10 protein-coding genes are annotated in these 13,042 nt (G+C 69.0%); 3 read left to right on the plus strand and 7 right to left on the minus strand.

The genetic code is table 11. From position 1 onward, the window contains the following. Positions 1-101: 101 nt before the first annotated feature. From CCN33_RS13835 to CCN33_RS33515, 4 genes are all read right to left on the minus strand, one after another. Entirely contained in the window at positions 102-1,232 is a 1,131-nt protein-coding gene (locus tag CCN33_RS13835; protein WP_086693931.1) for an AAA family ATPase, read from the minus strand. A gap of 111 nt (positions 1,233-1,343) precedes the next feature. Continuing rightward, a complete protein-coding gene (locus tag CCN33_RS13840; protein WP_086693932.1) occupies positions 1,344-3,695 on the minus strand; it encodes an integrase catalytic domain-containing protein in 2,352 nt (783 codons plus the stop codon). A 17-nt stretch (positions 3,696-3,712) separates the two neighbouring features. Then, the gene (locus tag CCN33_RS13845; RefSeq protein ID WP_208621749.1) at positions 3,713-4,468 is read right to left on the minus strand and encodes a TnsA-like heteromeric transposase endonuclease subunit; all 756 of its coding nucleotides are present in this window, start codon (positions 4,466-4,468) and stop codon (positions 3,713-3,715) included. A gap of 151 nt (positions 4,469-4,619) precedes the next feature. Beyond that, positions 4,620-5,636 (minus strand): TniQ family protein, encoded by a 1,017-nt coding sequence (locus tag CCN33_RS33515; RefSeq protein WP_086693933.1) that lies wholly within the window; start codon positions 5,634-5,636, stop codon positions 4,620-4,622. Positions 5,637-5,808: 172 nt separating this feature from the next. On the opposite strand from CCN33_RS33515, the gene CCN33_RS13855 reads away from it, so the two are divergent. Beyond that, positions 5,809-8,106 (plus strand): DEAD/DEAH box helicase, encoded by a 2,298-nt coding sequence (locus CCN33_RS13855; protein ID WP_244173792.1) that lies wholly within the window; start codon positions 5,809-5,811, stop codon positions 8,104-8,106. Between the two features lie 167 nt (positions 8,107-8,273). On the opposite strand, the gene CCN33_RS13860 is transcribed toward CCN33_RS13855, so the two are convergent. Together CCN33_RS13860 and CCN33_RS13865 are read right to left on the minus strand one after the other, a co-directional pair. Then, complete coding sequence (locus tag CCN33_RS13860; protein WP_244173793.1) at positions 8,274-9,191, minus strand: DUF6083 domain-containing protein; 918 nt, start codon at positions 9,189-9,191, stop codon at positions 8,274-8,276. A gap of 160 nt (positions 9,192-9,351) precedes the next feature. Further along, the gene (locus CCN33_RS13865; protein WP_086693935.1) at positions 9,352-9,615 is read right to left on the minus strand and encodes a helix-turn-helix transcriptional regulator; all 264 of its coding nucleotides are present in this window, start codon (positions 9,613-9,615) and stop codon (positions 9,352-9,354) included. A gap of 617 nt (positions 9,616-10,232) precedes the next feature. Here CCN33_RS13865 and CCN33_RS32960 point away from each other — a divergent pair. Continuing rightward, on the plus strand, positions 10,233-10,859 hold the full coding sequence (locus tag CCN33_RS32960; RefSeq protein ID WP_244173794.1) for a hypothetical protein: 627 nt from the start codon (positions 10,233-10,235) through the stop codon (positions 10,857-10,859). 139 nt (positions 10,860-10,998) lie between these two features. Here the strand turns inward: CCN33_RS32960 and CCN33_RS13875 are convergent, their stop codons facing one another. Beyond that, complete coding sequence (locus CCN33_RS13875; RefSeq protein WP_086693936.1) at positions 10,999-11,637, minus strand: hypothetical protein; 639 nt, start codon at positions 11,635-11,637, stop codon at positions 10,999-11,001. 334 nt (positions 11,638-11,971) lie between these two features. On the opposite strand from CCN33_RS13875, the gene CCN33_RS13880 reads away from it, so the two are divergent. Then, positions 11,972-13,042 (plus strand): ComEC/Rec2 family competence protein (locus CCN33_RS13880; protein WP_086693937.1); only part of this gene is annotated, 1,071 nt, incomplete at its 3' end.

Consider the following 13,042-nt stretch of genomic DNA (forward strand, 5'->3'; position numbering starts at 1 on the left):
CAACGTGCCGGCAGAGGGCGTCCGTGCAGGCGACGGCGAAACCGGATCCACCGAGTAGTTCGTGACACGAGGCGAACGGCCCGCTGCCCGCTCCGGCTCATTCAGGGGCCAAGTTGGGCCGTTGCGGCGTCGATCTCCTTCATGGTGATGTTCTCGCTGCCGCTGCGGATCGCGATGACGGCGGCGGTGGAGATGACGTAGGTGAGGGCCTTAAAGTAGCCGCCGGTGCGCCGGTGCAGTTCGGCGGCGTGCTGGCTCAGGGCGTATTCCTCGAGCCGGTACAGGCTCAAGTCGGCCTCGAAGCTCGCCAGTACGCGCCGGAACACCTCCTGTTCCTTGGCCTCGGTGCCCAGAGGCAGCGGGTGCAGCCAGGTCACCGGCAGTAGCGCGGTGGGTGAGGGCGAGACGGGCGCCGGCGGGCGGTCTGCCTGTTGAAGTCGTAGCCGGTTCTCCTCACTGACCCGGGTCAGGTCCCCGGCCAGGATGCGGGCCTGGTGCAGGAGGTGGCTGGCGCCGGTGCCGCAGAAGATGAGCGAGATGCCCAGCTTGTCGCGCAGGTAGTCGAAGTAGGGCAGCACGTTCGCCAGTTGCTGCGGCGAGGCACGGTTAATGTCGTCGATGAGCAGCAGACGGGTCTGCGCCGTCTCCAGGACATAGTTGACCGGCAGGGTCACGTCCTGGTGCCTGCGCATCTCCAGCACTTCCGCGAGGCTCTTCGGCTCGGGGTTGAGACCCAGGTAGGAGCCGATCTCCCAGACCCAGTTCACCCGCAACTCCGGGTCCGCGGGAGTGGTGATGTGCACCACCGGGATCGCGTTTGGCCGCCTGCCATTCGTGGCGGCCTCGATCTCCTGTTGGGCGGTGCGTCCAACCGCCCGCAGCAGACAGGTCTTGCCGGTGCCCGCGGGCCCGTCGATGACATGGTCCATCAGGCCCTCACGGCACCCGCTGTTGCGGTGGACCGCCTCAACAACCGCCTCCTGCATATGCGTCATCGCGTCGGTGGGCACCATCCGCAGATGCCGGTGGTAGGCGATGGCATGTTCGTCCGTCTTCCTGTCCTCAGTGGGGCTGCTGCCCGCCGCCAGTACGGGCGGCTCCACTTCCTCGTCGACGAAGTGGGTCCAGCCGGTGAGCTGGAACAGCGGCAGAGGCCGCATCGGGGTGTCCTTCAGCTGCTGACGCAGGCGGGCTTCACGTTTGTCACGCAGTTCGATGGATGCCTTCATCATGCTCTCTCTCGTCACGGTCCTGGCTCACACCGGCAGACCGGCTCCGCGCCGGGAAACCTGTCCGCTCCGGGCTGACCTGCGGCTGCATGGTTCACAGCCCGTCCCGGGCGCCTACATCTCCCATACGTCGTCCTCGTCACCGTCATCGCCGTCCGGATCGAGGTCGTCGAGGAGTTCCGCCTCGACGACCTCGTAGGCAACTTCCGGTGTTACGGCCGCGGAGGCATCCGGCGGGCTGTCGTCGCCGTCGTCGGGGAAGAGTGCTGCCAGCGGATGCGGAGCCTGCCCGCCGCCCTGGGGCCGGTCCGCGCCGCCCGTGCCGGCGGGCAGCGCCGGGGCGAGCGGCGTGAGCGGGGGCGCCAGGGGAGAGATGGGCTGCGCCGGGTAGGGCCGCAGCGTCGACAGGTCGAACTCCTCCAGACCCGCGTACGGGTCCTGGGACGGCTGCTCGGTCTCCAGCTCCAGTCCCTGGAAGGGTGGTTCGGCCCCGGTGCGCTTGGGCGGCGGCCTGCGGCTGCGGCGGCGCCGGTCGCGCTGAGCCAGGGCCAGGGCGATCGCCTCCTCGTCCTGCTCGCTGCCGCTGGCTGCACAGTGCCGCTCGGCGTGCTCCTGCCACATGTCCGCGGTCCACGGGTCGTTGAGCAGGTGCCGCAGCCGGAAGTCGCAGGTCACCCAGGTGCCTGCGGTGTGGTCGTAGAGCCACACCCGCTCGGGACGGTAGGGGTTGAAGCGGCATTCCCACTTGTCCCCTCGGCTGGGGAGTTTCGAGCCGCCGCGCAGGAGGATCTCCCGGTAGTGCGCGGCGTCCTGCGCGATGGGCTGATAGGTTCGATAGTTGATCATGAAGCCGCCCTTGCCGGGGGTGACCCACTGCGGCAGCAGGAAGAAGCGGTTCTCGGCAGGGGAGAGCGGCACCGCCCGGTAGCCGCTGCGGGCCACCTGGACGGCGTACATGTCGTTGGGCGACAGCACGATGTGGGGCCGGAACGGATCGCGCAGCCCCGCATCGGGGGTCTGCTGGTGCTCCAGCGCCACCCATTCCTGGGCCATCTGCTGGAGCTCGGGGATCGTGTACAGCGGCATCCGCTCGATGCCGCGGCCGCGTTTCTTGTGGCTGCGGCCCTGCCAGCCGTGCTGCACGTACTGGCTGAAGCGGTGCGCGAGGGTGGTGAAGAAATGCTCGACGAGCGGCTTGTCGGTCGGGGTCCTCTTGCGCGCCGGGCGGCGGGCGATGCGTAGCCGGTCGCAGACCTCGGTGAAATGCTCGCTCACATAGGGGCTGCCCTGGTCGTAGACGATCAGCTCGGGCCGGATAACCGGGCGGGCGGCGGTGGCCTCGGTGAACCGCTCGTCCGCCGTCCGCAGGGCCCCGAACGGCAGGCTGGAGGCGGCGGCCGCGCTCAGCGGGTCCCAGCCGGGCATCACCGGCCAGGGCGCGAAGGCCTGCGCCAGCATCAGGGTCAGGTCGATCGCCCGCGTCGCCCTGCCGCGCTCGGCGTCCCCGGCACGGCTGGGGGTGATCATCAGGGCGCACACGCTGTGGTTGGACACATCGATGAGCGAGGTCATCTCCGTGGCGGTGGGCCGGCCGTCGTCGCCGCGGGCCAGGATCCGCAGTGGCGTGGTGTCGGTCTGGGTCACCTGCCCTGGCCGCAGCACAGGCTCGCGCCCGCCGTGGGGCAGCGGCGGGGTGGAGGCCAGGGCGGCCCGGGCCCGCGTCGGCCGGTCCAGGGCATCGGCCAGGCCGGACTCCTTCATCCGCAGGTAGAAGGTGGACCGGGAGGGCAGCAGGGCCGCCACGGCGGCCGGATCGCCGAGTTCCTTGCCGTAGCGCGCGTGCAGGAGATCCTCGACCTCCTCGCGGATCACGTCGATGGTCACGTCCGACGCGTGTGCGCGCCGGACCACCACCTCCTGCATGGCAGCCAGGCACCGCGGGTCGGTGAAGCCCCCCGGCCGTCCCTCCCGCGGCCGAGGCAGCAGGACGACCGGGTTCTCCCCGGCCGCTTTCCACTTGCGCCGCTTGTCGGCGAGAGTGTGGGCGGAACAGCGGATGCCCTCGGCGGCCAGCCGCGCCGACATCGCGGTGCACCGCTGGGCCAACGTCGTCCCCGGCCCGAACCCTCGCGCATGCTTGCTTCGGCCCGGCGCCAGACCGGTATCGATCTCCACCATGCGCGCCTGCCACAGCGCGGCCTCCTCCTCCCGGCCCTCCTGACGCCTCCATCCGCCAAGTGCCGCGCCGTCTATGACCGGCGCCGTACCGCCGCTGACGACGGCGAAGTCCTCCGCGCCCACCAGCCACCGGTACGACACCGCCCGCGGCGCCTCCTCGCCGTCCTGCGGCACCAGCGTGACCTGCGACCCCTGCCAGGCCACCACCTCCCACTCGCGCTCCTGCCAGAGCACCCGCGCCCCGATGGACAGCGACCCCGCAAGCCGGGCCTCACCCGATCCCGCCATGCGCCCCCTTCCGGTCCTCAGGCCGTCCAGGCCACGGCATCGGGCAACAGCGGCTGCGTGATGTCGAACAGCAGCCGCCGCTGCCACAGCATCCGATAGGCGAGGTCCAGCCCCGTCAGCTCGTCCAGCCCGCTCGCCGCCACCCCCGTCCGCAGACCCGTCGGTGCCCTGAACGCCTCCAGCAGCGCCCGCCCTTGGTCTTCCTCGTCGCCTGCGGGGAACCGGTAGCCGGCCAGCCATCCCAGATTGCGCCCGCGCAGCCCCGACGGCTCACGCACCTGCCGCACCCGCCACCCGGCCGCCTGCGCCACCTCCTTAAGCACCTCGAGCCTCACGGCGGGCAGGCTCTCCTGGCCGGACGGCTTCAACACCAGCACCTCACGCACGCCATCATCCGTGCGCGCCACGAAATCGGGGCGCCAGCGGCACTCGCGGCCTCCTGCCCGCCACCGCAGTTCCACCGGGCTGGCACTGAACGCCGCCCAGGCCGGCTCGAAGTCCATTTCCACCGCCAGCCGCCACTGCCGCAGGCTGCCGCACACCACGGTCTGCTCCCGGGTCGCCACCGGCCAGTAGGTGATGATGCCCTTGCGGCCCCGATAAGGCACCGGCTCGCTCACCGGTCCGAACTCCTCCAGCACCACCCCCCGAAGCCCGGCCGCGCCGCATGAACGCACCGGCCCGTACGGCTCGCGGTACAGGGCCACGACGTGCTGCCCCGCACCTGGCTCCGCCTCACCCGGCAGGCCGCCGGAGGCCTCCACCGCGCTCATACCATCCACTCCCTGCCGTGCCGCCGGACGGCCCTGCAACCCCTCTCCGGTCGGCAGCTCCTGCTCCATCGAGCTGTGGCGAGGAGTGCTCTGCCTGATGTCGCGCACGCCCCCGATCGCACGGTTCTTCGCCGGCAGCCCTCCTGGGGGCTCATGCACCAGGCAGGCATGAGCGCTGTTGAAGTGAGCCCGCACGGGCCGCGATCCGGTTGTGCCGTTCCGCCAGCGCGAGTCGGGGCCGTCCGGCCGTGGCGGCTTCTGCACTCGTCTTGGCCGGACGGCTGTGGCGTTCCAGCCACTGCAACAGTGCGTTCTTGCCTGCGGCGAAGTCGACATCCCACAGGTCGGCTTGATGCTGCACCCGGACCAGCCACTTGCCCCGCTCCTGCGGCGTGCGCAGCCCGGCCTGCTCGAATCGCAGCATCAGCCAGGCCAGCTTGACCGCCTCGGGGAAGACGACCAGTGGTACAGCACGCGCGGAACGGGCCTCCAGCCCTGCCGTCCAGGCCCGCTGTACCCACACCAGCGTGTCGGGCGCATATCTCCACCACTGGTACATGACTTGACAGGCGTCGGCGAACAACTCCTCGCCGGCCGACTTGAACTTGCTCTGCAGACGCAGCCTGTCCCGGTGCGCTGCGGCGCACTCCGCAAGCAAGGCCACTGACACGGCTTTTGGATCGGTGCTGCGCGAGTCGTCCGTCCACCACAGGTGCCGGACGCACAGCTGCCAGCTGTTCGCCGACATCAGCCACACCCGCTCACTGACCTGCCGCCGGCATGCGCACGACGTGCACCACGGCACCAGATGCCCGCCCTTTGCTTCCCACGGCCACTGCCACACCGCCGGCCCCGTCTCGGGGAGCAGCAGGTCATCGGCCAGTGACGGCAGCGCCCACTGCAGCAGCTTCACGTCCAAGCCCGACAGCACCGACAGGTAGGCGCGGCCTGCCGCGTTCACCTTCATCTCGGTGTACTGCGGATACTTCTCCACCTGCTCCGGGTCCTGGGACGCCTCGCCCTGCCCGACCCGGTCGAGGAACGAGGCCAGGTCCAGACCGTTGGCCCGCCCCAGCCGCTGTACGAACGATCCGGTCGACTCTCCGCCCACCGGCCGCACCTGCATCGGGAGCGGACGGCTCGGCCCCAGTAACCCCGTCAAGTCCATGGGACTTCCTCTCCGCCGCAGCACACCCCACCAGGACATTCGTGTCACTCCGCACAGGCAGTCAAGATCAGGCCACCCCTTCGAGTGAACCTGCCCCGACGCGGCCCCGGCACCTCGAAGACTTCCTCACTCTCGGGCGAGGACTGCCATGACACCCGGGGGAGGACAACGCGTGGCAACCCTGACCCTCAACGGACTCAAGACACCGCTGCGCGGTCACCAGGACATGGCGGTGGATGCCATCGTCACCGGCTTCGCCGAAGGCGCCACCCGCGTCACCAGCACCATGGCCACCGGAACCGGCAAGACCCATGTAGGTCTCCACGCCGTCCAGGAGACCGCGCCCCATGGACGGGCTCTCGTCCTGGTGCCCTCGCAGGCCCTGCTGGAACAAACCGCAAAGACCTGGCACACGCAGGGACGCCCCGGCCGTTACCTCGGCGTCTGCTCGCCCGACGAGGCCCTCAGCCGTTCCCTGGCCAAGACGCTGACGGTGGTGAACACGCCCGAGCGCCTCGCTGAGGTCGCCGCAGACATCGACGGCCCTCTCAACGTGTTCTGCACCTACCAGTCGCTGGTCAAAGTCGTCCAGGCGCACGCCGACTACCACCTGCCGGGCTGGGACGTCGTCGTCGCCGACGAGGCCCACCACACCGCGGGCCGCCTCGGCAAAGCCTGGGGCGCCGTCCACGACAACGACGCGCTGCCCGCCCGCCATCGCCTGTACATGACCGCTACGTTCCGCAAGTTCGAACCCCAAGGGAGGGGACCCGACGTCGAAGTCGCCTCCATGGACGACCAGAGCCTGTACGGGCCCGTCGTCTACCGCCTCTCCCTGGCCGAAGCTATCCAGCAAGGCCTGCTCGCTGACTACCGCATCGCCGTCATCACGATCACCGACAAAGACCTACGCCGCACCCTGAACGCCGGCGTCAACAGCTACACCGCCGAAGCACTGCGGGCCGCCGCCGCCCAGATCGCGCTCCTGGTGGCCCAGAAGCGCTATGACCTCAGGCGCACCCTCACCTTCCACCCCTGCATCGCGGCCGCCGAAGCCTGTGCCGAAACACTGCCGCAGACCGCCGCCCGAATGCCCGGCTATGCCCCCTCGCGGCTCCAGGTCAACACCGTCAACTCCAGACAGAACTCCTTCGTCCGCTACCAGAACTACGCCGCCTTTCGCACCGCCCCGCTCTCCACTCACCCAACCGACACGCGCCCGCGCAGGGCCGTCCTGACCAACTGCCGCTGCTGCGCCGAGGGCATCGACATCCCCGCCATCGACTCCCTGCTGTTTGCCCACCCCAAGTCAAGCACCGTAGACATCGTCCAGGCCGTCGGTCGCACCCTGCGCCAGACCCCCGGCGACGGCAAGATCTCCACCATCATCATCCCCGTCTACACCGCACCGGGAGAGGACATCGGAAAGGCCACCAGGCGCACCCGATTCCACCTGATCTATCAAGTCCTGATCGATCTCAGCGTCTATGACGAGCACGTCTTTCACCGCGTCGAATACCTCAACGGAGACGGTGAGCCCGCCGAGCCCGAACTCGCAGCCCACCCCATCCGCGTCGACGAGATCCTCACGGTCCTGGGCCTCAACCACGTCGATGCCCCCAACCAGGTCTGGGAAATGGGCTTCGAACAGGCCCAGCAGTACCACAACGAACACGGCAACCTGGACGTCGCCAGCCGACACCTGACCACTGACCGCTTCTACCTGGGCTGGTGGCTCGGACAGCAGCGTTCCCTACGCGCCAACCGCATGCTCTTGCCCGATCGCATCAAACGCCTGACCGCATTGGGCATGACCTGGCAGCACCCGCCTCACAGCATCGAATACAAACTCGACATCGCCCGCGACTACACCGCCCAGCACGGCCACCTCGCGCCCCGCACCGATGAACACCACGCCGGCATCGCCCTGGGCCGCCACGTCGCCGACTGGCGCCGAGAAGCCCGCCAACGCGCTCTCCCGTACTGCTACCACCGGGCCCTCAACGACATCTACCCCTGGTGGGCCGCCGGATGGAAAGAGGAGTGGAAACGCGCCTACGCCAGGGCCCTCAAAGCGGCCCGGCGCGGCGAACTTACCTTTCCCGACCTCAGCCCCGACAGCGACGACAGCCCCCTCACACGCTGGCTCGACGACCAGATCGATCGACTCGGCAGACTCACCGACATGCAGCACAACCTCCTCGGCGCCCTCCCCCTCCATCACCCTCTCGCCCTCCTCCTGCGGCCGCCCCGCGGCCCGGCCGACCGGGCCTTCGCCCGCGGCCTGCGCGCCGCCCGTATCTTCTGGCGCTCCCACCAGCACCTCAACGTCCCCCGCAGCCACCCGTGCACAGTCGACGGCTACTCCCTGGACCTGGGGCGCTGGATCAGAGAACGGCGCCGCGCCCCCGCCCAGCTCACCCGCGAACAACTAGACGCTCTCCAAGCCCTCGACATGAGATGGGCCTGACCGATCCGCCGTCCGCGCCCTATGAGGATGGATGGGCCGGGGTGACCGGGCCCAGCGGTTTACTGATTAGTGCGGCCGGACGCTGTTGATCGATCTGCCGCTGTGTCCGGCGCGGTGGCTGGGCCCTGGCGGGGTGTCGGTATGAGTGGTAGGAGCGGCGGGCTGGGTCAACTGGAGTCTCGACGGCGTGGTGCGACGTCACGGCCGGGCCGTGTGCCGTACGCGGTTCGCACCCCGGGGCGTCGGGTAGTGGTGGGCAGGCGGGTGTGGATGTGCTCGTGGTGGCGCAGCGGGTCGAAGGGCTCCCAGTCGGCCACCGCCAGGTCGGGGGCTGTAGGTGCGGCGGCGTGCTGTGGGCAGCGTTGCGCGCGCCTGCGCAGTTGCTCGGCGTAGGGGACGCGGTTGAGGTCGTAGACCGCCATGACATCAGAAGGCAGAGCTAGTTGACCGCTTGATGCGGTGGCCGGGACCAGCGCCCATACGCCAGCCGGAGCGCCGGGGATGAGCAGCGGGCTGGTGCAGCGATCGCGGCGCCGGGTCTGCGCGACGCACTGGATCTCCTCCACCGGTCGGGAGGCGAGGTAGCGCAGATAAAGCAACTGGACGATGGGCCGGGCCGGTCGGCAGACGGCCTGCTGGGACACAGGGCCGTCCGGCGAAGCCGGGGGAGGGGTGAAGACGCCGGCGTCGATCAGACGGCGGGTGTTCACGGCCAGAGACCGGCGTAGTCCGGCGAGTTCGGGCGGAGTGGGGGGCGTGTCCCGGGCGGGGCAGACGACGGCGTGCGGCAGACGGCACCAGCTGCTGCCGTCTCCGGCCGGGTAGGCCACGCCGGAGCTTACGTGCCAGCGGCACACCGCGGGCACCTGGGCGGTCGGCAGTTCCTGGGGATGGAGACGGACGGCCCGCTCAGTGCTGCGGTGGTACCACTCGATCCGGTTGCCGCAGTCGCCGCACCGGCCGCCTTGGCCGCAGCGCAGCAGTCGGCTGACGCCATCGGGGCTGACCTGCAGGGAGCGGCGCACGCGGTGGGCGGTGACCGGGCTGCCGTCCCAGTGGCGGGAGGCGGGAGGTGTGGAGCGCATGCGCGCGAACCTGCCAGCCAACACGCCGCATCCACGGCAGCACTGCCGCCAGGTCACCTACCCGGCCGCACGTGGTGCAACAGGAGTGCGAAAGGCCGATTGAGCGTTCGAAGCTGTCTCGCTGGTTTGAGTGATCCGCAGCGGCCGCGAGAACCAGATGTCAGCCTTCGCCCGGCCCGGGCACATCGTGCCCGTGGCACAGCGTGTTGAAAAGCTCGTCGAGCGGGGTGTCCAGGGCGTGGGCAAGGGCGTGCCAGGTCTTCAAGGTGCCGATGGTGCGCCCCTGCTCGATTTCAATGAGAGTGCGCCTGGCCAGGCCGCTGCGGGCGGCAAGCTCGTCATAGGTCCATCCACGCACCGCCCGCAGGTGCGCTAGTTCCAAGCGCAGCGCGTTGAGGTCCGGATCGGGCGGCAAGATCGTCACCCGTCCATCCGACGGGGCAGACCCCTGCCCTGTCAGTGCAGACCTCTGCCCTATTTCTGCAGGTGGTCACAACGGGGAGAGGGCAGACCTCTGCACTATGGTGGGCCGCTGCCCAGCCCGCCAGGGGGCCAGCGCGCACGCAATAGGAAGGACACGCGTCCATGAGGCTGCGCACAACATGCCCAGCGATGCCACGCACCTGGACCGTGGAACTGCGCTCGCACCCCAGCGGGCTCGTCCTCGTATGCCAGCAGTGCCCGCTCGGCAGCGGACGAGTCACCGCCACCTCCGCCCGCTCCGCAGCGCTCACCCATCTCGCACGTCACGCACGCGGCGACCTCCTCCCGCCCCACCTGCGCACCTGCCAATGCCACGAACGCGGCTGCCGCTGGCACCCCCGCCACCGAGGCTGCGCCGGCCCCATCCGTCTCCTCCTCGCCCGTGAACGCGGCGGGCGGCTATGGCGCCTCGCCGACACATGCAGCGCCTGCGCCGCGGCAACGGACCAAGCCGCCGTCGTGCCCGACACAGCCACCACCCGAACGCCCCAGCCCAAAGCTCCCCACCATCGCAGCCGGCGTCCCAAAGGGCCAGGCGAAAGGACTCGAGTCCGAGAAATGCTCAGCTACCTTGCCGCCGCGCTTCCCGAGGGCGCCCTGCCCTCAACACGGCTTCTGGCACTCCAGTGCGCCCTTCGTATGAATGCCGCCATGCATGTCCAACTACCCAAGGGCCTGCTGCGCAGCCTCTGCCTCGATATGCCACACCCCTGGCGGGAGTTGGAACAGGCATGCTGGCTGCGCACGGCGCCCGAGAGTACAGGCAGCAAGATCGTCGCCGAGCTCCTTGACGCCACTTTGCTCGCCCAGGCCCCGGCGCGCCCCGACCGAAGGCGTGCTGCGGACTGGGCCCTGCGCGCCAGCAGTCCTTCCGCGACAGGAACCGTCGGCGCGCTGCTGCAACTCGCTGGCGTTTACCTTGCAGCACACACTGATCCCGTAGCCCTCAGTGGCCTGAGCGGACATGACCAGATGGCGCGGGCCTGCGGCATCACGCTGAAAGAACTTCCCCGCACACTAGATCAGCTGACAGCAACCGGACTGCTCGGATCATGGCAGGGCTACTCGGACTCGGGAGATCTGCGGTGGACCCTCGTGCGAAGGACGGGAATCAACGACCGTTCTCGCCGGCGGGCGGCGGCCGCCGGGACCGGTATGGGGGAGTGTCCTGTCCCCGGGCGGTGATCGGTAGATGGTCGCAGTGCTGCCGGCCGGAAGACCAGTGGTAGCCGCATCCGTCTGTGTGCCTGTGGCTGTGCGCCGAGCCCTCTGATGGTTAACGCCCTCGCCGACGCCTTAAGGTTCATGGCCCCCTCGGCCAAGCTCAGCTTGAGTCTCCATCGCCAAGCGGCACTTCGTCCCACTCATCGCGCTTTGCTGCCTGCCACGGCCGTGCGGTTGAGGTCTCACAGGACCGTGCGTAGTGAGTGTGCTGCTCATCGGTCAGGCGTTGGATGACCGCACCCCCGCAGAAGGAACAACCGCGGAAGCCGGGAGTGCGGTAGAGGAAGGTCGCAAGGGTGATGCAGTCCGCTCCCCTCCAGTGGCCGGTTGGCACTCGCATGCAGTCCTGCTCGATGCGTCCACTCGCGCAGTGGACAGGGTTATGGGACTTCAGGCCCCAACCCCCGTAGCCGTAGCCCCAGCCTGCGTACTCTCCGTGGAGATCGGTGCCGTACACCCGCGCATCAGCGAGTGGCCCAAGATCCTCCGGCCGATCGAAGTGGTGAAGCTCGATCCACCGGAGTGGGAAGGTCGCGGCATCGAAGAACGCCATCCTCAGCCCGAAGTGCGTCTCATCGGGCAGTTCGATGGTTCGCAGATCGGTGCCGTTGGTCACAGTGGTCTGCAAGATCTCTGCGACCGCGGCGGCGTCGCGACGATTCCAGCCGGAGTGCCTGATTTCGTCTGCGAGGTGTGCTCTCGATGCGGACGCCTTCAATCGGTCCTCGTCACTCTCCACAGATGCATCGTACGGACCCATCCAGGCCGGAGCTTGTCGGATAGATGCATGCCGGTCCGGCAATGGCCCTACACCGGAGCGGGCGGCGAGTCGTCTGAGTGTCTTCCGGGCGTCTGCGCGCTCGGGAGACGAGTGCGTCGCCCTGGCCCGGGCTCCTTGCCCGACGAAATCCGTTGGCGACGCGGAAACGCCGCTGCCCTACCTGTAGCCGTTCTCGGCCCGCCTCGGGGCCAGAGTGAGGGCAGTTGTCAGTGGCGGGTGGTACACCTGGACGCCACGGTCAAGGCATGTGCTTTACCGGCTTGTTGATCACAATGGCGTGAAGAGGTAGGACATGGTCGAGACGGAACTGCCCGAGCGGGGCGTGGTGTTCTGGCCGGTCGGCACCGGAGACTCCACCACCGTCGTGCTGGGCGACGGCCTGGTCATGCAGGTCGACCTGCGGGACATGAAGGCCGCGGACGAAGACGACGCAGTCGTGGCCGCGGTCATCGACCGGCTGGCGGACACCCTCCCGCAACTCGACGACGAGACGCCCTACCTGGCCCTGTTCGCGCTCACCCACGCGGACCTGGACCACTGTTGCGGCTTCGGAGACCTGCTGGAGAGCTCCATCAAGATCGGCGAAATCTGGGCAACGCCCCGGCTGTGGCGCGAACTCAACGAGGACACCCCGATGTGTGAGGACGCCCAGCTCTTCCATGACGAAGTCGAACGCCGCGTGAAGGCCACCATCAAGGCCATCAAACTCGGCAAGGAACCCGAGAGCGGTGACCGGGTCCGCATCATCGGGTACGACGACGACCGCGACCAGCACTCCTACGCCGAACTCCCCGACGCCTACTTCACCGCCCCCGGCAAGGCGATCAGCACCATCGACGGCACCGACGTCTCCGACCGGTTCGAGGCCTTCGTCCACGCCCCGTTCCGCGATGACTGTGCCGGCGAGCGCAACGAGACCTCGCTCGCCCTGCAGCTGAAACTGACCGCCGCAGACGGCACGGCGGGCCGCATCCTGCTCCTGGGCGATCTCGCCTACCCGACCATCAAGAAGATCCTCGACTACAGCGAATCCCACAACCGCACCGAGCGCGTCGAGTGGGACGTCCTGCTCTCCCCGCACCACTGCTCCAAGAAGGTCATGTACGCGCCCGGCGAGGACGGAACCGAGGAACTCAAGCAGGACATCCTCGACCAGCTGCAAGCCCATGCCGGCCCCGACGCCCGCGTGATAGCCAGCTCCCGGCCCTTCCGTACCAGCGACAAGAGCGGCGACAACCCGCCCCACCGGCTCGCCCGCGACGCCTACGAGACGATCACAGAACTGCCCGTTCTGTGCACCGGTGAATACCCCACCCCAAAGGATCCCCGCCCGGTGGTCTTCGTCCTCGAGCCCGGCCTGGGC

The sequence above is a fragment of the Streptomyces recifensis genome (genome assembly GCF_002154615.1).
In the GTDB taxonomy this organism is placed as follows: domain Bacteria; phylum Actinomycetota; class Actinomycetes; order Streptomycetales; family Streptomycetaceae; genus Streptomyces; species Streptomyces griseoluteus.

What these genes read in the sequence shown, in the direction of transcription:
- CCN33_RS33515 (WP_086693933.1), bottom strand. Translation starts at nt 5,636, where the DNA reads ATGGACTTGACGGGGTTACTGGGGCCGAGCCGTCCGCTCCCGATGCAG.
- CCN33_RS13845 (WP_208621749.1), bottom strand. Translation starts at nt 4,468, where the DNA reads ATGAGCGCGGTGGAGGCCTCCGGCGGCCTGCCGGGTGAGGCGGAGCCA.
- CCN33_RS32960 (WP_244173794.1), top strand. Translation starts at nt 10,233, where the DNA reads ATGCTCAGCTACCTTGCCGCCGCGCTTCCCGAGGGCGCCCTGCCCTCA.
- CCN33_RS13840 (WP_086693932.1), bottom strand. Translation starts at nt 3,695, where the DNA reads ATGGCGGGATCGGGTGAGGCCCGGCTTGCGGGGTCGCTGTCCATCGGG.
- CCN33_RS13835 (WP_086693931.1), bottom strand. Translation starts at nt 1,232, where the DNA reads ATGATGAAGGCATCCATCGAACTGCGTGACAAACGTGAAGCCCGCCTG.
- CCN33_RS13860 (WP_244173793.1), bottom strand. Translation starts at nt 9,191, where the DNA reads ATGCGCTCCACACCTCCCGCCTCCCGCCACTGGGACGGCAGCCCGGTC.